General features: G+C 47.3%; 20 protein-coding genes. 4 read left to right on the top strand and 16 right to left on the bottom strand.

Annotated elements, in window-relative coordinates:
- Positions 1-142 precede the first annotated feature (142 nt).
- The gene (locus ASG93_RS29345) at positions 143-1,273 is read right to left on the bottom strand and encodes a M20/M25/M40 family metallo-hydrolase (protein WP_056837942.1); all 1,131 of its coding nucleotides are present in this window, start codon (positions 1,271-1,273) and stop codon (positions 143-145) included.
- Between ASG93_RS29345 and prli42 the strand changes: the two genes are divergently transcribed.
- Positions 1,272-1,454, top strand: a complete 183-nt coding sequence (prli42, locus tag ASG93_RS36880; protein WP_321166711.1) for a stressosome-associated protein Prli42 — start codon at positions 1,272-1,274, stop codon at positions 1,452-1,454. The two genes, ASG93_RS29345 and prli42, sit on opposite strands and share 2 nt — an antisense overlap.
- A gap of 1 nt (position 1,455) precedes the next feature.
- On the opposite strand, the gene ASG93_RS29340 is transcribed toward prli42, so the two are convergent.
- The 4 genes from ASG93_RS29340 to lpdA all read right to left on the bottom strand — a co-directional run bounded on the left by ASG93_RS29340 (position 1,456) and on the right by lpdA (position 6,435).
- Positions 1,456-2,811, bottom strand: a complete 1,356-nt coding sequence (locus ASG93_RS29340) for a dihydrolipoamide acetyltransferase family protein (RefSeq protein ID WP_056837940.1) — start codon at positions 2,809-2,811, stop codon at positions 1,456-1,458.
- A gap of 97 nt (positions 2,812-2,908) precedes the next feature.
- A complete protein-coding gene (locus ASG93_RS29335) occupies positions 2,909-3,889 on the bottom strand; it encodes an alpha-ketoacid dehydrogenase subunit beta (protein ID WP_056837938.1) in 981 nt (326 codons plus the stop codon).
- Positions 3,889-4,902 (bottom strand): thiamine pyrophosphate-dependent dehydrogenase E1 component subunit alpha, encoded by a 1,014-nt coding sequence (locus ASG93_RS29330; RefSeq protein ID WP_056837936.1) that lies wholly within the window; start codon positions 4,900-4,902, stop codon positions 3,889-3,891. The genes ASG93_RS29335 and ASG93_RS29330 overlap by 1 nt, the downstream gene beginning before the upstream one ends.
- A 108-nt stretch (positions 4,903-5,010) precedes the next feature.
- Complete coding sequence (gene lpdA, locus ASG93_RS29325; RefSeq protein ID WP_056837934.1) at positions 5,011-6,435, bottom strand: dihydrolipoyl dehydrogenase; 1,425 nt, start codon at positions 6,433-6,435, stop codon at positions 5,011-5,013.
- A 169-nt stretch (positions 6,436-6,604) separates the two neighbouring features.
- Between lpdA and ASG93_RS29320 the strand changes: the two genes are divergently transcribed.
- Positions 6,605-6,862, top strand: a complete 258-nt coding sequence (locus ASG93_RS29320; RefSeq protein WP_029192929.1) for a DUF2627 domain-containing protein — start codon at positions 6,605-6,607, stop codon at positions 6,860-6,862.
- 9 nt (positions 6,863-6,871) lie between these two features.
- On the opposite strand, the gene ASG93_RS29315 is transcribed toward ASG93_RS29320, so the two are convergent.
- From ASG93_RS29315 to steA, 3 genes are read right to left on the bottom strand one after another with little or no spacing between them, the layout of a single operon-like run.
- Complete coding sequence (locus ASG93_RS29315) at positions 6,872-7,771, bottom strand: hypothetical protein (protein WP_056837932.1); 900 nt, start codon at positions 7,769-7,771, stop codon at positions 6,872-6,874.
- The gene (locus tag ASG93_RS29310) at positions 7,741-8,472 is read right to left on the bottom strand and encodes a glycosyltransferase family 2 protein (RefSeq protein WP_056837930.1); all 732 of its coding nucleotides are present in this window, start codon (positions 8,470-8,472) and stop codon (positions 7,741-7,743) included. Before ASG93_RS29310 ends, ASG93_RS29315 begins: the two co-directional genes overlap by 31 nt.
- Complete coding sequence (gene steA, locus ASG93_RS29305; RefSeq protein WP_056837928.1) at positions 8,469-9,623, bottom strand: putative cytokinetic ring protein SteA; 1,155 nt, start codon at positions 9,621-9,623, stop codon at positions 8,469-8,471. Before steA ends, ASG93_RS29310 begins: the two co-directional genes overlap by 4 nt.
- Before the next feature lie 130 nt (positions 9,624-9,753).
- Here steA and ASG93_RS29300 point away from each other — a divergent pair, with 130 nt between their 5' ends.
- On the top strand, positions 9,754-9,939 hold the full coding sequence (locus ASG93_RS29300) for a hypothetical protein (RefSeq protein ID WP_047674694.1): 186 nt from the start codon (positions 9,754-9,756) through the stop codon (positions 9,937-9,939).
- 84 nt (positions 9,940-10,023) lie between these two features.
- Here ASG93_RS29300 and ASG93_RS36020 read toward each other — a convergent pair whose 3' ends face one another.
- A complete protein-coding gene (locus ASG93_RS36020) occupies positions 10,024-10,200 on the bottom strand; it encodes a hypothetical protein (RefSeq protein WP_171643456.1) in 177 nt (58 codons plus the stop codon).
- A gap of 341 nt (positions 10,201-10,541) precedes the next feature.
- A complete protein-coding gene (locus ASG93_RS29290; protein WP_056837924.1) occupies positions 10,542-10,787 on the bottom strand; it encodes a hypothetical protein in 246 nt (81 codons plus the stop codon).
- A gap of 110 nt (positions 10,788-10,897) precedes the next feature.
- Here ASG93_RS29290 and ASG93_RS29285 point away from each other — a divergent pair, with 110 nt between their 5' ends.
- Positions 10,898-11,164 (top strand): hypothetical protein, encoded by a 267-nt coding sequence (locus ASG93_RS29285; RefSeq protein WP_029192924.1) that lies wholly within the window; start codon positions 10,898-10,900, stop codon positions 11,162-11,164.
- A 47-nt stretch (positions 11,165-11,211) separates the two neighbouring features.
- Here the strand turns inward: ASG93_RS29285 and ASG93_RS29280 are convergent, their stop codons facing one another.
- Genes ASG93_RS29280 through ASG93_RS29255 form a run of 6 tightly spaced genes read right to left on the bottom strand, consistent with a single transcriptional unit; the run spans position 11,212 to position 17,596 of the window.
- Entirely contained in the window at positions 11,212-12,600 is a 1,389-nt protein-coding gene (locus ASG93_RS29280; protein ID WP_056837922.1) for a cobyrinate a,c-diamide synthase, read from the bottom strand.
- Positions 12,600-13,757, bottom strand: coding sequence for a cobalt-precorrin 5A hydrolase (locus ASG93_RS29275; protein ID WP_056837921.1), 1,158 nt, complete (start codon positions 13,755-13,757; stop codon positions 12,600-12,602). The genes ASG93_RS29280 and ASG93_RS29275 overlap by 1 nt, the downstream gene beginning before the upstream one ends.
- The gene (gene cobM / locus ASG93_RS29270; protein ID WP_056837919.1) at positions 13,754-14,530 is read right to left on the bottom strand and encodes a precorrin-4 C(11)-methyltransferase; all 777 of its coding nucleotides are present in this window, start codon (positions 14,528-14,530) and stop codon (positions 13,754-13,756) included. The genes ASG93_RS29275 and cobM overlap by 4 nt, the downstream gene beginning before the upstream one ends.
- Positions 14,531-15,241, bottom strand: a complete 711-nt coding sequence (gene cobI, locus ASG93_RS29265; protein WP_047673976.1) for a precorrin-2 C(20)-methyltransferase — start codon at positions 15,239-15,241, stop codon at positions 14,531-14,533.
- Positions 15,234-16,469: a bifunctional cobalt-precorrin-7 (C(5))-methyltransferase/cobalt-precorrin-6B (C(15))-methyltransferase gene (locus ASG93_RS29260; protein ID WP_056837916.1), complete on the bottom strand. Its 1,236-nt coding sequence runs from the start codon at positions 16,467-16,469 to the stop codon at positions 15,234-15,236. The genes cobI and ASG93_RS29260 overlap by 8 nt, the downstream gene beginning before the upstream one ends.
- Positions 16,466-17,596: a cobalt-precorrin-5B (C(1))-methyltransferase gene (locus ASG93_RS29255; protein ID WP_056837914.1), complete on the bottom strand. Its 1,131-nt coding sequence runs from the start codon at positions 17,594-17,596 to the stop codon at positions 16,466-16,468. Before ASG93_RS29255 ends, ASG93_RS29260 begins: the two co-directional genes overlap by 4 nt.
- Positions 17,597-17,600: the final 4 nt, after the last annotated feature.

Below are 17,600 nucleotides of genomic sequence, written 5' to 3'. Positions count from 1 at the left end.
CAAGCCAGTTTCCCCTTTCTGGACGTGTCTTACTCGAAGCATATGAGGAAAAGGTCGGTTTTACCCCATTTTGCCCGGTAAATGAATAAAAAACCGATCAGCCATGCCATGACATCGGCAGACTAATCGGTTCTCTACAAAATTAAACTTTTGCAGCTTCCTTCACAAGAGCAACGAGTAATTCAGCCGTTTTGACCAAATCACTGATGGCAATATGTTCTTTCGTTGTATGAATTTCATGGTAACCAACCGCGAGATTAACCGTTGGTATGCCCATTCCGTTAAAGATATTAGCATCACTGCCGCCGCCAGAGTGGAAAGTTCGAGCTGTCAATCCCAGGGTTGAGAGTGCTCTAGAAGTCAATTGTACAATCGGAGCAGAGTCATCATGCATATAGGAAGCATACACAATATCCGCATTAAACTCGCATGTGGTGCCAGCATCAGCTGCTGCTGATTCACAAGCCTCTTTCATCGCGGCGATTTGCGCTTCCAGCTTATGCTGAACGATACTGCGAGCTTCTGCTTCCATCTTCACATTATCGCATACCACGTTCAAAGGACCTACGCCTGAGAAACTGCCGATATTCGCAGTAGTTTCGTTATCAATTCGACCGAGCGACATACGCGAAACCGCTTTACTCGCTACTTGGATGGCACTGATGCCATCTTCCGGATTAACGCCGGCATGAGCTGACTTTCCGTGGAATATAATTTCAATTTCTGCACGTCCAGGCGCTGCTGTCGCGATATCGCCAATGCTGCCGTTCGAATCAAGGGCGAAGCCGAACTCTGCTTCCATAACGCTGCGATCCATGGCACGGGCGCCTTTCAGACCGCTCTCTTCCCCTGCCGTAATCACGAATTGAATGCGGCCATGTGGGATGTTTTGCTCTTTTAACACTTGTATGCCTTCGATCATCGCCGCAATACCCGCTTTGTCATCGCTGCCTAGAATCGTCGTTCCGTCGCTGCGGATATAGCCATCGTCGCCAATTTGCGGCTTGATACCTTTCCCAGGAGCTACCGTATCCATATGAGAGGTGAAGAAAATAGTCGGAATAGCTGCGTTGCTGTCGGTTGCTTCAAGTGTACAGATCAAATTTCCTGATCCGTGGCCGCTTTTCGCCATCGAATCATCTTCCACGACATGCAGCCCTAAGCGGCTGAACTTTTCTTTAAGAACGACACAAATCTCCTGCTCAAATCGGGTCTCGCTGTCTACTTGCACTAAGGAGATGAACTCTTCCACCAAACGATTTTGCTGAATCATGTACTTTCCTCCGATACACACTATGAGTTACAATAAAACCGTACAAGCTTTTTCACGAAAAAGGAGTGAATCTTCATTGCTACAGAATAAGCGTTGGTTTAAAATCGTGATTTACGTTATGCTGCTCACGATGCTGCTATCAAGCATATTGTTTACTGCGGGATTATTTTTTAAAGCTTAGTTTAATAAATCTTTGTATCCGCATTATAACTTTCTAAATTTTCTTTCACTCTCTGTAGGAACCTGCCGCAGATGACACCGTCAAGAATACGGTGATCCAGTGACAGACAAAGGTTAACCATCGAACGAACCGCAATCATATCTTGAATAACGACAGGCTTCTTCACAATCGATTCGAAGGTCACAATAGCTGCTTGCGGGTAGTTGATGATCGGATAAGACAGAATCGAACCGAAGGAGCCTGTATTATTTACAGTAAATGTCCCGCCAACCATATCATTCAGCGATAGTTTCCCCGCACGTGTTTTCTTCGTCAATTCATCGATTTCTCTGGCTAATCCTGCGATATTTTTTTGATCCGCTTTCTTGATGACCGGAGTCAAGACCGAATCTTCTGTTCCTACGGACAACGAAATGTTAATATCGCGTTTCACGATAATTTTATCTACGGCCCAGACGGAGTTGATGATCGGGTAATCCTTAATGGCATTAACGACCGCTTTCAGCATGAATGCCAAGTACGTTAAGTTAATGCCTTCTCGGCGCATAAACTCGTCTTTCACTTTATTCCGCAGAACAACAAGATTCGTTACATCGACCTCAATCATTGTCCAAGCATGCGGAATTTCTGTTACACTCTGGCGCATTTTTGAAGCAATGGCATTGCGCATTGGCGTAACGTCAATGAAATGCTCATTGCGAGAGTCTAATGAATGTCCTTCCGCTTCAATCAGCGGTGTTTGCGGACTGGCCGATAAATGGATGCCGGTGCTGCGAACAGGCTGGTGAGCCGGCTGCGGATCCACAGGTGGGACGGTTTGTGGAGCAACAGGAGCTGCCTGTTGATTCGTTTGCAACGCGGCAGGAGCTGCACTCACTCCACCTGAAGCGATGAATTGTTCAACGTCCTTACGCGTAATCCTTCCGCCAAGCCCTGTTCCTGCAACACGAGACAAATCTACGCGATTATCTTGGGCAAGACGATGTACAGCTGGTGAATAACGACCGCGCATGCTTTGGTCTGAGTCTTCCGCCAGCGCGGCTCCAGCATGATTAGCAGCTGCTATTCCTGGGGCTGATGCTCCATTCGCTATAGCTGCACCCGGCTCTTCAATCAAACAAATAGCTTCGCCAACAGCAGCTGTTTCGCCATCGCCGACAATAATTTTGACAAGTGTGCCTTCAATTGGTGAAGGCATTTCCGTATTCACTTTCTCTGTAAAAAGCTCACAAAGTACATCGTATTGTTCGATATAATCGCCAGGCTTCTTGAGCCATTTGCCTATTGTAGCCGAAACGAGGCTCTCCGCTAGATGCGGGACGGTTACCTCGGTTAGTCGGCTGTTGGTTTGGTTCATGGGTGTACCTCCTAAAAGTTTTCGTAAGAAAACTGGCATCGTAAGCATACGCTCATTGTTCAGGAAATGATCAATGAAAGAAATTTAGATTTGCAATTTAGAACATAGCCAACTTGAGCATGGCCTCCTTCAGCTTATCTGGATTAAGCAAGAAAAATTTCTCCATCGGTGGGTTACTGCCCACTGCCGGAACGTCAGGTCCGCAAAGTCTTGCGATTGGCGCATCAAGCTCAAATAGCATTTCTTCGGCTATAATCGCCGACACTTCAGCGCCAACGCCGCCCGTTTTGTTGTCTTCATGAGCAATGAGCACTTTGCCAGTCTTCCTAGCGGCCTCCAATATAGCCTCTTTATCTAACGGCTGTAGGGAGCGCAGATCAAGTACGTGTGCGGAAATGCCTTCCTTCGCAAGCTCTTCAGCTGCTTGTAATGCATAATTGACAACCATGCCGTAGGCGATGACCGTAATGTCTGTGCCCTGGCGCTTGATGTCAGCCTTGCCGATCGGCACGATATAATCGTCATCTGGTACGTCAGCAGATAATGCCAGATAACACTTCTTGTGCTCGAAGAATAACACAGGATCAGCATCCCGGATTGCTGCCTTCAGCAGCCCCTTAGCATCATATGGATTCGAAGGTGCAACGATCTTAACACCCGGCGTGCCGAAGAAAACAGATTCCGGACATTGGGAATGGTATAAGGCACCTGCGCCGGTCGCTCCATATGGAGCACGAATGACGATCGGGCATGTCCAGTCATTATTAGAACGATAGCGAATCTTCGCCGCTTCACTTAGAATTTGGTTCGTTGCCGGAAAGATGAAATCAGCAAACTGAATTTCGGCGATCGGTTTCATCCCGTACATCGCCGCACCAATAGCGACGCCTACTATGGCGGACTCCGCTAACGGCGTGTCTAGAACTCGCTCTTCACCAAACAAATCGCGCAGCCCTTTGGTCGTGTTCAAGACACCGCCTTTACCAACGTCTTCACCAAGTACGAAGACGTTATCATCCTGCTGCATTTCTTCCTGCATGGCAGAGCGGATTGCTTCCAAATATGTAATGACAGCCATTATTTATGGTCATCTCCTTCCGCGTAAACATGAAGGAGCGTATCTTCCGGTTTCGGATAAGGCGCGAGATCCGCATACTTGGTAGCTTCATTAATCTCTTGCTTTTGCCGTTCCTGAAGGTCACGGTCCTGATCTTCACTCCATAGTCCGCATTCCATTAAATATTCATTGAATTTAAGGATGCCGTCTTTTTGACGGTTCTGTTCAACTTCTTCTTTCGTCCGGTACAGCATGTCATCATCCGACGTTGAATGTGGCATGAGGCGATAAGAAATCATTTCGATGAGCGTTGGACCTTCGCCACGAATGGCTCTTTCTCTTGCTTCCTTCGTCACCCGATACATTTCTAATACATCACTGCCATCTACTTGAATACCTGGGAACCCATATCCAAGAGCACGATCTGCGATTTTTCCCGCTACTTGTTTATGAAGAGGAACGGAAATCGCATATTGATTATTTTCACAAACGAAAATAACAGGCAGCTTATGTACACCAGCGAAATTACAGCCCTCGTGGAAATCCCCCTGATTGCTGGAACCTTCACCGAAGGAAACAAATGTAGCAAAATCTTGCTTTTTCATTTTGGCAGCAAGCGCAATTCCAGCAGCATGCGGAACTTGCGTTGTAACAGGGGACGACCCTGTGACGATATGATTTTTCTTATCCCCAAAGTGACCAGCCATTTGTCTTCCACCGCTGTTGACGTCTTCGGCTTTGCAAAAAACCGCAAGCATTAAATCCTTCACTGTCATGCCTACAGATAGGACAAACGCATAGTCACGATAATACGGCAAGAAATAGTCTTTTTGCGCTTTCATCGCAAAAGCCATCCCTACCTGGCCGGCATATTGTCCCATTCCAGACACATGAAAAGGTATTTTACCTGCGCGCTGCAGCATGAAAGCTCGCTCATCATATTTAGCAGCAAGACTCATGACTGTATACATACGAACGGCTTCGTCGTCAGACAAACCTAAACTTCTATGTTTATATAGTTGACCAATAGACATGGAGGTTGCCTCCTTTAGAAATTTTAGGTACCACATAAATTTATTACCTGGTCCTAGTACTTGACTCTATATGCTTATTATAAACGCAAATGTTTATGATTACAATTTTTATCCGCTTATTGCAATCCCATCGACGGCCAGCATCGCTTCTCCTAATGCTTCAGACAAAGTAGGATGCGGATGTATAGTTTGACCCACTTCCCAAGGTGTCGCATTCAGTACCTGTGCAAGTGCTGCTTCGGATATGCTGTTAGTCACATGCGGTCCAATCATGTGCACACCTAGAATGTCATTCGTTTCGCTATCTGCAATAACCTTTACGAAGCCATCTGTATCTCCGTATACAAGTGCTTTCCCAATCCCTTTAAAGCTGAATTTGCCGATCTTCACTTTGTGTCCTTTGTCTACAGCCTGTTGTTCGGTCCAACCAACACTAGCTATCTCCGGTCTTGTGTATGTACATCTTGAAACGAGATGCGCCTGCAGTTCATGCGGAGTTTGACCAGCCATGTGCTCAGCTGCCAAGATGCCCTCATGACCGGCCATATGCGCCAGCATAAGCCCTCCAATAACATCGCCAACCGCATAGATATGTGATTCTGTCGTTTGCATGAACCGATTCACACGAATGACACCTTTATCTATTTTAATATCTGTATTTTCAAGTCCGATTCCTTCAATATTGGCTATACGGCCAACTGAAACAAGCACTTTATCAGCCGTTAATTCAACGATCTCTCCTTGCTTGTCCGCTTGCAAAGTAACACTGCCTTCCGTTACCTCCACAGACTCAGGAAGCACTTTTGCTCCCGTAACCATGTTAATGCCGCGTTTCTTAAACAAGCGCTCCAGCTCTTTGGAGATATCCGCATCTTCTAAGCTCACTAATCGTTTATCCAGCTCAACGATGGTAACCGCTACGCCAAAATCGCTTAACATCGAAGCCCATTCTACCCCAATCACACCGCCGCCAACAATAATGATTGATTTCGGTAAGCTTTCCATACGCAAAGCGTCTTCACTTGTTAAAATATGGGTGCCATCGATCTCTAAACCTGGTAAACTACGCGGTCTGGAACCTGTAGCAATGATCAAATTACTCGATAAAAGCGTTTCGATATCCCCGTCTTCTTTCTCTACAGAGACGGCACCACTCCGTGGTGAAAAGATAGAAGGCCCAATAATGCGGCCATTGCCGTAATGAACCGTGATTTTATTTTTCTTCATCAAAAATTGCAGTCCTTGATGCAGTTGATCAACAATCCGTTGTTTACGATTAAGCACATTGTCAAACTTCACTTCAATGGACTCCGCAGAAATGCCATAATCCTCGCTTTTCTTCATTGTCGCGTACACTTCAGCACTCCGAAGGAGAGATTTACTTGGAATACAGCCTTGATGTAAACAAGTGCCTCCAAGCTTGTCCCTTTCCACGACAGCCACCGTTTTTCCTAATTGTGCAGCCCGTATAGCCGCGGTATAACCTCCAATACCACCACCAAGAACGACGACATCATATCTATGTTCACTCATTATGTATTTCCTCCCTATTAAGCATTGACTACCTCATATGTATACACTTCTCTCTATTATATTACCCTTTTTTGGTTACCAAATCATAGTCTTATTTGTGAATTAGACACACTAACAGATTCAGAGTATGATGATATAAAATAGGTATCGTGCAAAGTAAGGAGCAGCTATGAGAGCGCCATTTTATCGATTTATTGCTATTCTTCTTCTCGTTATTCCCGGTTTGACAGCCACCTATGGGTTCCTTGCCATGAAGGACGCCTTTTTCGCTCAATTCGATACGGACGGTCATATCCTGTGGGGAAAATTTATCCTTGGGCTTATTTTGTTTCTCCTGGGTGTTGCTTTTATTGGAGGATGGACGTTTTTCCGTGATCGGAAACGAAACTATGTGGCACCAAGATTTAAACCTAACCGCCGCAAATAGACCGAACTTTCAAGTTCGGCCTAAACGATCTAACCAATGAAGGAACCGATTCTGTTCAATCATTTGTGTAATGGAGCTCACCTCCGCTTGTTTATGAAGGAAGCCGATTACAGCCACAATCACACATTGTGCCTCCCAAGGCAAGATCAAGATGACTCCATATCCTAATGTAAAACCAAGTAGATTCGATCCGGCATCACCAAGCATCCCGAAGCCGCGAATATCAAGGCTTAATAGTATCAATCCACCCATGCAGACCGGGATCATTGGAAAAAACATACTCATTTCCAAATCTAAAAAATACAACCCAAAGAACAAAATCGCACAAAAACTGCCCAAAAATGCTTTTAAGGAACGACCTGGACGAACATCAAGCAAATTCAAGGTATTCGTCATGAGTATGAGCAGTATGAGCTCAACCCCCATCTGCCAGATGGGGGTTTGATCGTTTTCGACCGTTACGACAAGCCATGCGGCAATCGTTAATGTGCCTAACGCCTTAACGGCCCCCATCGATAAAGTCTTTGACTCCTTCCAATACTGGAAGTGTCCTTTAAGACCTTTTACGGCTTTACTACCTATTAAATCATCCGTCCAACCTAATAAGAAAATAAAGGTAGCGGCAAATGTGAATACCCGATGATTCAATTCAAGGGAACCAAGCTCTTTTATCCATGTAATTTCGTCCATCAAGCCTGAAGATCCTAACCTTACAGCACCTTGAAGAACCAGCTCCTGCAGCCATAAGAGCAACCAAAGAACAACCCCCATCCCTCGAGGGATGGTTTGGCCAAGATAGTTCGGCCCCACCTGCCCATGGGCCTCTAGAAATCGCCTTACGTGCGGCAGCATCCACCGCCCTGCCGCTCCAAGCACAATCAGATCGAGGATCGATCCGATGAGAACCATACGCGCTTCCTCTCCTTCCAGCGAGTCAGAAGTGTCAAACCTACCGCGGCGAATTGCCTGCCGCGGTGCATGTACCCTTGCCAATCCCGCCCCGTCTCCCGGTGCGTGATGGGCAAGTCCAACTCTACGATGCGCAGGCCATGCCTCACCGCATCGATCGTTAGCGCGACTTCCACGCCGAAGCCGCGCGCGAACCCCCCAAGCTCCCGCAGCCGATCAGCACGCACCGCGCGCTGTCCGGACAAGGGAGCTTCGGTCTTATAGCCGCTGAGTCGGTGAATACCGCGGCGGGCCAAGCCCTTGACCAAGCCGAAGCCTGCTTTGGCGCCGGAAGGCGGCAGCTTCGCTATCGCCATATCCGCTTCGCGCCGCAGCAGCGGCTCGATGAGGACGAGCGCCTCCCCGGCCGTTGCCTGCAGGTCGGCGTCAAGGAAGAGCAGCAGGTCGCCGCGTGCCTTGGCGACACCTGATTGCAGCGCCGCTCCTTTGCCGCGGCGGCGATTATGCTTGACCAGCTTGTCCACCCAAGGCCAAGCAACCTCATAGGTATTATCGACACTGCCATCGTCGACCACAATAATTTCGAAACTCATTCCCGCCCCCCAAATGATTTCGGCCTGATTCAACAGATGTTGAAGTGTACTCGGAATCGTGCTGGCTTCATTCCAAGCTGGAATAATGATGGATAGATACGGCTTCATCCTTCACCTCCAAGATGCCAAACAACATGAGCAACTCGTTTCAAAATCCAGTGAAGCTGAAAAAGCCCTAAAGAAATAAAGAAAAGCGAAAGAAAAACAGTGGTCGCTACCTCTTTCGTCCATAGATATGGCTGCTTATACAGGGCACCTATACTTTTGATATCAACCAAACGCGACCCTATCTTCATCCGAACAAGAAGTGTACTTCCCATGCCTTCCCTCCCTTTTTCCAGAAAATCAATCATGTGGGTATGCGCGCCTACCGTAACTAGCCACTCCCCCCGCTGCTCAAAGGCAAGTAAAAGCGCCGCGTCCTCACTGGTTCCGAAACATGGCAGTACGTGCGCGAATAACCCTAATGCGTTCGTTCGAGCCATTCCCGGTGCTGTTCCATTTGGGTAGGCATGGACAATTAATTCCGCCCCGCACATTAGTGCTCGATCCGTCACACTGTCCATATCTCCAACAATGAGATCCGGTTGATAACCGCATTCCAGCAGCGCATCGGCTCCCCCATCAACTCCAATAAGAATCGGCTTGATCTTTGAGATAAATGCTTTTGCAGCAAGTAAATCCTTCTTATACCCCTTCCTTCTGGAAACAACCAACACGTGCTTACCCTCGCAATTTACCCTTAGAGGAAGTGAAGGCAGCGGCTCCATAACAGCTTGCTTCTCCCGAATTGCATAGGTTAATGTATTATCAATAAATTGCTCCAATAGTCTTGACGATTGATCATTCGCAAGCTGCTGCAAGCTTATCCAATTCTCACGTGTAAATGCGGTACAGGAGATAAGTTGATCTCCGACGATGATCCTATCCTCATAAATCGCAATTTCCTTGCTCGATTCAAAAACTTCAAACGCAGACGACTCTACTTCCCAAATCGGTATATGCTGCTGCAGCAGCAGCAAGGGACCTTGGGTCGGATACGTGCCACTCATCGTTGAGCGGCAATTAATGATTGCTTTAACTTTACGATCGATGAGTTCCTGTGCAATGACTTCATCTAGGTCACGGTGCTGTAAAACAACAATTCGGCCTGGCGGCAAATCACGCAGCAATACTTTCGTAATCGCCCCTACGCTAATCTTCCCTTTGCAGAGCGGCAGCGGCTTCGAAGAAAACAATGACAATGAGGGCCAATTCATGATAGACACCGACTTTCCTTTCGTCTCTTGGCCCACTTATTTTGTCCTTTGCCACTATATTCTATGTATATTTTACCCATCCGATGGCAAGTATTGGGTTATATTCTAATTGAAAGGAGTTGAAACATCCATGGAGCTAAACATGAGCGCTGACGAAGTATTAGGCCACATTGTACAGCTTCACAACACCGGGGAGTCGTTAGCCAAAAAAAATGTGAAGAAGCTGCATCCTGATCTTATGAAAAACGCCCTGTATTACTACCCTAGCTGGGAACACGCCTTGCAAAAGACAGGAGTGGGCAACATCGTTCACTAACCATACATAAGCTTGCATACAAAGAGCTCCGAAGAGGATTTAACCTCCTTCGGAGCTCTATACTTTCATGCGATCCTTGCTTCGTTATTCAAGCACTTCCCATTCAACTTGCACCATGCGATCTACCCATGTTCGGATTTTGATTTCAATCGCGCTTTCGATTTCTTCATCCGTCATTTCACCTAGTTTATATTCCGCTATTTCAAGTACATCCTGCTTAACCAATTCGCCTGATACGGCTAGTTGAATTTGAATACGCAAAGCTATCACCCTTTTCTACGATGAGGTTGAATTAATAAGTTATACGAAAACTTTCCATTGCTCCTGGCCAAATGATTCATTAAAATGAACTTGACTAACAATCAATTTTGTAAGAGGAAAAGAGGAATCCAAATGTCACGAACCCAAGCACAAAGAAATCGACAACGAAGTTTACGCGAAGGCAAGCTCGATCCTGCTATCCATCGATTGCATTGGCATGGAGTCAACCCAGTAACCAAAACAACGCCTACACGGAAACAATTACTAACGAAACAAAATCATAAACACAAATCAAGGAATTTGAACCATTCGCATGGTGATGATTCCTTTTTTCATGCTTCCTAACGTTCTTGGATCGTGATTCCTTGTTCGGCTGCATATCGGACTAACGATTCTCTTTCCGCAGGACGAAAGGTATAGTTACAGTCAAACCCGTTAAAGAACAGCTTCCACTCCCTGACAACTCCATTATCCCCCAGCTCTAACTCCGCTACATATAAGGAATCAGGCTCATCTTCAAACTGAAGACCGATGTGGAGCTGCATCTTCCCTTCCGTAATTTCCTGCTCACAATAGTCCATAATCACGAGTGTAGGCCCTCCTATTGAATTAAATCTTTTTTATTTATATAATATACTAATGCGCGCAAGCTTACGTAGAAAGTTTTGCTAAAGCAAAACTCTTAGGAGGAATTACAATGGCATACGATCCGCAGGTAGTAGATGCAACAATAGTTAGTGATAACAAAAAAAATGGTCTTTTCGAAGTCGTTGTTTCCCTTAAAGACCGCAATAAATGTCGTCTTTTCTTCGAAAGAGATTCCGAAACCGGTATCGGCAAAGTGACTGATTTGAATAGATTGATGAAAGAACCTTGCCCGATCTGTCGCAAAGATTACCTTTGCAACTGTCTTGATCGTTACAAATATTCAATTGCGGATCAAGCTCTTACCTTCATAAAATAATGGCATGAAGAAACCCCCTAGCTCACTTAAGCTAAGGGGTTTCATTGTTATTTACGGCTTTGTTGATACTGCGCACACGCATGAATCCATGCCTTCACCATGTTCGGATTAGAGGCGAAATGCAAATGTGTATAACCAGCAATGAGATTCCCTTTGAGAAATCCGTCTGCTTTGGTTCCTAGTCTCCCCTTCGATTGAAAGGCAGCTTTCACTTCCGCACGCTCATTAGCTTGAAAAGTTGAATAATGAAATTCATGACCGCGAGCCTCTTCACCGCTCCGCAGCAAGAAGTTTCCTTCTACACCAGTAGCCTCGCGGTAACCTAAAGCTGCTAACTTCGTTTGCATGGTGACTTTTCCGGGGATCACACCAACCATTGGAAACTCATTTCCTGTTGTATCTACAATTTGTTCGGTGAGGAACATAAATCCACCACATTCAGCGAGGGTCGGAATACCTTCCTCAATTCGGCTGCGAACAGAGGCTTTAACCCCTTCTTCGACAGCTAATCGTTCAGCGAATTCTTCGGGAAACCCTCCACCAATGTATAGCCCATCCGCATCAAGAGGAATCTCTTCACCTGCAAGCGGCGAGAAGAAAACACATTCCGCACCTCCCGCCTCTAACAGCTCCAGATTTTCCGGATAATAGAAGTGAAATGCGGCATCTTTGGCGATCGCGATTTTAACTCGTTTAGATGCATCAAGTTGATCTTGGCTAGTGAATAAAACGGACTTACAATCTATTGGCTCAGCTGCGGCTAAATCCAACAAAAGGTCCAAATCTATATGTGCGGTCACTTTTTCAGCCAAAAGCTCAAAAAAAGGTCGGAGCTCGCCTCGCTCAATCGATGGAACCAAACCTAAATGTCTTTCGGGAAGCTCAATGTTCACATCACGAGGCAAATACCCAAGAACAGGAACACCGCATTCCTGCTCGATAGCTTGCTTTACCATCTTATAATGCCCTTCGCTGCCTGCTCGATTGGCAATAACACCTACAATGTTATCGCCTTGACCAAACTGCTGAAAGCCTTTCACGATCGCAGCGGCGCTTCTTGCCATACTGGCAATGTTGACAATTAACACGATCGGAGCACCTAGAATGCGTCCTATATCCGCGGTACTGCCTTCATCCGTCAGTGGGTTTTTGCCATCAAACATCCCCATAACCCCTTCGATAATCGAAATATCTGAAGCTTGACTTCCGCGTTCAAATATTTCCTTTACCGCTTCACGCCCCGTCATCCATGAATCCAAGTTGCGTGAAGGTCTTCCCGTTACGGCTGAATGATAAGTGGGATCAATATAATCGGGACCGCACTTAAATCCCTGAACCGTAATTCCACGTTTCTGTAAAGCAGCCATAATGCCGATGGTCAAGGTGGTCTTCCCTACTCCGCTGCCGGTTCCTGCAATGACAATCCGCCGATCCATCACAAGCCGCCTTGCTGCAATGGAGCAGCAGCGGAAAAGTCGAGCAATCCCACAGAAATCGTGACATTTCCTGATTTTTTCTTAACTAGAGCCAGCTTGTCTTGACCCGTATAAAGCTTAACCGCCGGCTCACTTACCGCATACGCTCCTGTAAACTGATACACAGTCTCCGAAGGTGCCTCAACGGTAACGGTGTTCAACTCTTCAGGTGTATAGGTTATGAACTCCCAGCCATGATTACGAGTAACCTCAAGCAAGCCTGCTTCGTCCTTTTTTAAGTCGATCGTGCAGACTGCTTTCACGCATCGTATGGAAAATGATAGCTCTTCAAGTGTAACTTGTATGACTTGTTCAATTTCATCTGCTGAAGTTCCGCGGTTACAGCCTATTCCGAGAATAATAACTTTCGGCCTGTACAACACACCATTAGTTAAAATGCTTTCCTCTTCTGGCCTCAGAAGACGATGTGTGATGAGCAGTACGGCATTCGGCTCGCTTGCTCGACCATCCGAAATCGATGTGAACCGCCTAATATTGACGGGTATAGGTCGCTCATGCGTCCACCAATTCGGTTCACCTGATTCCTGAATAACAGCAATTCGCTCTTCATTAACGACAGCAGCGCTGACCGGGGTCAGTTTATCTGCCGAGTCCCAAACCCAGCCGAAACGGCGGCCGAAGAGGTCGACAGGAATCGTTTTCTGAACATCCGATGCCGTAGTAATCACTGCCCTTGCATCAATAGCAGCTGCAACCTCATGGGTTAACTCATTGGCGCCACCCAAATGCCCAGAAAGCACGCTGATGACGTGCTCCCCGTTATCATCAATAACAACAACGCCAGGATCTTTCTTCTTATCCTTCAGCAGCGGAGCAATCATACGAACAACAGCACCTAAAGAAATGATGATAATAAGTCCTTGGTATGCGGGAAATAGCGCTGGAAATAATAAACGGACACTTCCCTCGAACATTTGAATCGAGCGCTGCTCTTCATCACCTTTGACGAATTTGCTCATGTAGTAGACATCTGTGCCACTCATTTGCTCATTCAGCTTGCGTGCGATCTCTACACCATGCTTCGTAATAGCTACGATCGCATAGTCATTTTGCTGTCGTATAGCAGGAATGACTCCCTCTTGCAGGCTAATCGTCATGGCTTAACACCTCTGCGGAAGCGGTGTGTAAATGATTTATCATATAACTTGGAGCGATACTCCTCTTTGCCATGAATTTCTGGATCCAGCGCCCAGCCTGCCAGAATCATCGCATGCGAACGGATACCATGGCTCCGCATATCCTCTTCCAGCTTTCCTACCGTTGTACGAACGATAAGCTGATCCGGCCAAGTAGCACGCTGAACAACCGCAACAGGTGTCTCCTCGTTCCACCCCGCCTCCATAAACTCGCTAACGACTTTTTTGATTAAAGTAGCACTTAGGAACAAAGCGATTGTACAATGATGAGCGGCAAGATCCCGCAATTTCTCAAGCTCCGGAACTGGCGTACGACCTTCCGCTCGAGTCAGAATAACCGTTTGGGTAAGGTCTGGAATCGTGAGCTCTGCACCAACAGCCGCGGCTGAAGCGAAAACGGAGCTAACGCCTGGAATGATTTCATAGCCAATGTTTTCTTTACGCAGCAAAGCGATTTGTTCCATCGTCGCACCGAACATGGCCGGATCTCCGGTATGTACGCGTACGACCATCTTCCCCTGTTTAAGCCGGTCGACAATGATGCCCACCATTTCCACCAGCTCCATACCGGAGCTTTTCAATATCTCTGCTTCAGGCTTCGCCTTAGCGATCAACTCTTCATTCACAAGCGAATCCGTATACATCACAACATCAGCTTGTTGAAGAAGCTTTAATCCTTTCACTGTGATCAAATCCGGATCTCCCGGCCCCGCGCCAATAATATAGAGTTTCATCTATTTTCTCACCACCATCAAGGTTAAATATTCTAATTCTCGTCCTTGCAGTTCTTCCACATTACGCCAAATCTCTTCTTCCGAGGAAGTGACTTTGGTTAAAACGGATGCCTTATTCACGAGTCCGAGATCGCGAAGTACGGATAGCATCAAATCTATCACTTTAGCGACTTTGATGAACACGACACAATCATGTTCTTCGATAGCCTTGCGCATCTTGTCGTAGTCGTCCATAGCCGGGACAATGGCAATTTGCTCATCACCATCCGCTAAGGGGATACCCAAACGGGAAGCAGACGCGTTAATCGAAGAAATCCCTGGAATAGAGACAGCCTTTACTTCAGGATGACGTTCGTTCATAAGACGCATCAAGTGAATGTAGGTACTGTAAATCATCGGATCGCCTTCCGTCACGAAAGCAACATCTTTCCCTTGGACCAAATGAGCCCAAACACTTTCAACTGTCTTCGTCCATTGCATTTCAAGCGCTTCTTTATCCCTTGTCATTGGAAAAGTGAGCCCCATCATTTCTTTTTGCTCTGTATTCACGTATAGCTCCGTAATCGCTAGCGCATAGCTCTTGGCTCCACGCTTCTTTCTTGGGTAGGCGATTACTGGACATTCTTTTAACAATCGAAAAGCCTTAACCGTAATTAATTCCGGATCGCCTGGGCCAACACCCAAACCATACAGCGTGCCGAGATTACTCATCACCTGTTCCTCCCTCAATATCTGTCTGCTTGCGCTGCGCTGTGATGATGTAGATCGGATTCAGTGCATCGAATCGTTTCATATGAAGGATAGGCTTGCTGCGCGATACTTGTACAAGCGAAATTTGCGTCCCGAAACCAACCTTCTCGAACGTCTTATCAGCCTCGTATAACGTCTCTATCGTCGCTGCATTCAACACAATCCTGCCATTCGGCTTCAGTCTAGCTGCACATATTTCAAGCAGCTCTTGCATCTCTCCGCCGCTTCCGCCAATAAAGATCGCATCCGGATCATCGAAAGCATCGAGACCCTTTGGTGCTCTGCCATGCACGGCCGTAAGATCAACACGAAATTTGGCGCTGTTTTCCAAGCAATTTTGGAGATCGTCTTCGTTTTTCTCGATAGCAAATACGGCGCCTTCACGAGCTATGCGTGCTGCCTCAATGGCAATGGAACCTGTACAAGTGCCAATATCCCATACGACACTATCCACTTGTAAAGCTAATTGACTGACGCTTAATACACGAATTTCTTTTTTCGTGATTAGCCCTTTATCCGGTTTGCGTTGGGCGAATTGATCATCTTCAATGCCAATCGGCCATACAGGACCTTGGGCTTGTTTTTTCAAAATAACCACATTGAGCGGTGAAAATGTTTCCGTGGCCAGCTGGTCCAAATCGTACCAACCACAGCGTTCTTCGGCTCCGTCCAAATTTTCTGCCACAAAGGCACGATACTCAGTCATCCCAAAAGAAAGCAAATAAGCCGCAATCGCACTCGGTGAATTCGTTTCATCCGTGAGCAGGGCCACTTTGTCTTTCCCGTCAATTCGCTGCGCCAAGCCCTTGATGCTCCGTCCATGAACACTTGTGATATAAGCATCGTGCCAGCTTTCCCCCATGCGGGCAAAAGCCAGTTGGATTGAGCTAACAGCCGGGTAAATTTGTACACCTTCCAACTTCTTCTCTACATAACCGCCAATCCCGTAGAAGAGCGGGTCCCCCGAAGCCAAGATAACAACGGAACGATCTTCTTTCTGGAGTTTACTCATCAGCTCTGGCAAGCTGCCTTTTATGACGATCTTCTCACCCTTATATTCTGGAAAAAAGGCCAGATTCCGCTCGCCGCCAACAAGCACTTCACTTTCATGAATCCATTTGATATATAAAGGGAGCAGGCTCCCTTGTCCGTTATCGCCTACACCAATCACTTTCACGCTTCTACTCATTCGTATGCCATCTCTCCATTCTCGCTCCGCTTCACCATCGCCGATTTCCCTAAGAGTTCGGCTTTCATTGAAATGATCACTGTTTCTATGAAATCAAACCCGTCTCTCGCAACCTCTTCTAGTCCAGCTAGGTTGCATCGCTCGCACAACCGCTCAAAATAACGCAAATTTCCCGTAGCCGCCATTAAATCTCCAACCTGCGAGGCTGTGTTAGCGCCCCTGATTTCTTCAACAAGTGCATCGGACGCTTCCGATTCAATTGCGACCTGTGCAAGAAACCCAAAATCAACTGGAGCACTTTTCGAATGCACCATCATCACACCTTGTGCCACCTTAGAGAACTTGCCCATCATGCCGACCAAAGTTACCTTACGAATCCCTTGTCTTTGGGCTTGTATCAGAGCAAACCCGACAAAATCGCCCATCTCGATAAAAGCTTCCTCCGGAAGCTCGGGATACATGTTAATCCCGAATATTTCCGTCCGGCCGCCGGTCGAGAGCACCAGATGCTTGCAGCCGCATTTCACGGCTACGCGAATCGCTTGTGCGACACTGGCCTTGTAGGCCGCACTCGAGAATGGCACCACCGTGCCACGGGTGCCGAGAATCGAGATGCCGCCGAGGATGCCAAGACGCCCGTTCAGCGTCTTCTTGGCGATTTCTTCGCCGGCGGGCACAGAGACGAGCACGTCTACACCGTGCACGATCTCGTACTGATCAAGCACCTCCTGCACGGTTTCGCGGATCATTTTCCGCGGAACCGGGTTGATCGCTGCTTGACCGATCTCAACCGGCAGGCCGGGCTTCGTCACGCGCCCAACCCCGACACCCCCATCGATGCCGACGCCAGGCTCGGCACGGAAGCTCACGCGCACGATGATCTCCGCACCGTGCGTCGCATCGGGATCATCGCCGCCGTCCTTGATGACGGCGGCTTCGCCCCACAGCTGCGTGTACGCGCAGCTGTGCAGGGCAAACTCAACCGTCTCCCCGATGGGGATACGGATGTGCACGTGCGTTTGTGGCGCTTGCTCGATGAGCGCCACTAGTGCTGCTTTGGCTCCTGCGGTTGCGCAGGAGCCGGTGGTGTAGCCGTGGCGCAGCGGCTTGCCCGGTACTTCCTCCATAGGC

It is taken from the genome of Paenibacillus sp. Soil787 (assembly GCF_001429545.1).
In the GTDB taxonomy this organism is placed as follows: domain Bacteria; phylum Bacillota; class Bacilli; order Paenibacillales; family NBRC-103111; genus Paenibacillus_E.
Note: the sequence above shows the minus strand (reverse complement) of the source record. Positions and strands in the feature narration are given on the sequence as shown.

Bases quoted from the DNA above. Each gene is read 5' to 3' on its own strand.
- ASG93_RS29255 (WP_056837914.1), bottom strand. From the start codon at position 17,596: ATGGAGGAAGTACCGGGCAAGCCGCTGCGCCACGGCTACACCACCGGC.
- ASG93_RS29320 (WP_029192929.1), top strand. From the start codon at position 6,605: ATGAGAGCGCCATTTTATCGATTTATTGCTATTCTTCTTCTCGTTATT.
- lpdA (WP_056837934.1), bottom strand. From the start codon at position 6,435: ATGAGTGAACATAGATATGATGTCGTCGTTCTTGGTGGTGGTATTGGA.
- ASG93_RS29285 (WP_029192924.1), top strand. From the start codon at position 10,898: ATGGCATACGATCCGCAGGTAGTAGATGCAACAATAGTTAGTGATAAC.
- ASG93_RS29330 (WP_056837936.1), bottom strand. From the start codon at position 4,902: ATGTCTATTGGTCAACTATATAAACATAGAAGTTTAGGTTTGTCTGAC.
- ASG93_RS29310 (WP_056837930.1), bottom strand. From the start codon at position 8,472: ATGAAGCCGTATCTATCCATCATTATTCCAGCTTGGAATGAAGCCAGC.
- prli42 (WP_321166711.1), top strand. From the start codon at position 1,272: ATGTACTTTCCTCCGATACACACTATGAGTTACAATAAAACCGTACAA.
- ASG93_RS29260 (WP_056837916.1), bottom strand. From the start codon at position 16,469: ATGAGTAGAAGCGTGAAAGTGATTGGTGTAGGCGATAACGGACAAGGG.
- ASG93_RS29280 (WP_056837922.1), bottom strand. From the start codon at position 12,600: ATGGATCGGCGGATTGTCATTGCAGGAACCGGCAGCGGAGTAGGGAAG.
- ASG93_RS29315 (WP_056837932.1), bottom strand. From the start codon at position 7,771: ATGGTTCTCATCGGATCGATCCTCGATCTGATTGTGCTTGGAGCGGCA.
- ASG93_RS29335 (WP_056837938.1), bottom strand. From the start codon at position 3,889: ATGGCTGTCATTACATATTTGGAAGCAATCCGCTCTGCCATGCAGGAA.
- cobM (WP_056837919.1), bottom strand. From the start codon at position 14,530: ATGAAACTCTATATTATTGGCGCGGGGCCGGGAGATCCGGATTTGATC.
- cobI (WP_047673976.1), bottom strand. From the start codon at position 15,241: ATGAGTAATCTCGGCACGCTGTATGGTTTGGGTGTTGGCCCAGGCGAT.
- ASG93_RS29340 (WP_056837940.1), bottom strand. From the start codon at position 2,811: ATGAACCAAACCAACAGCCGACTAACCGAGGTAACCGTCCCGCATCTA.
- steA (WP_056837928.1), bottom strand. From the start codon at position 9,623: ATGAATTGGCCCTCATTGTCATTGTTTTCTTCGAAGCCGCTGCCGCTC.
- ASG93_RS29275 (WP_056837921.1), bottom strand. From the start codon at position 13,757: ATGACGATTAGCCTGCAAGAGGGAGTCATTCCTGCTATACGACAGCAA.
- ASG93_RS29345 (WP_056837942.1), bottom strand. From the start codon at position 1,273: ATGATTCAGCAAAATCGTTTGGTGGAAGAGTTCATCTCCTTAGTGCAA.
- ASG93_RS29300 (WP_047674694.1), top strand. From the start codon at position 9,754: ATGGAGCTAAACATGAGCGCTGACGAAGTATTAGGCCACATTGTACAG.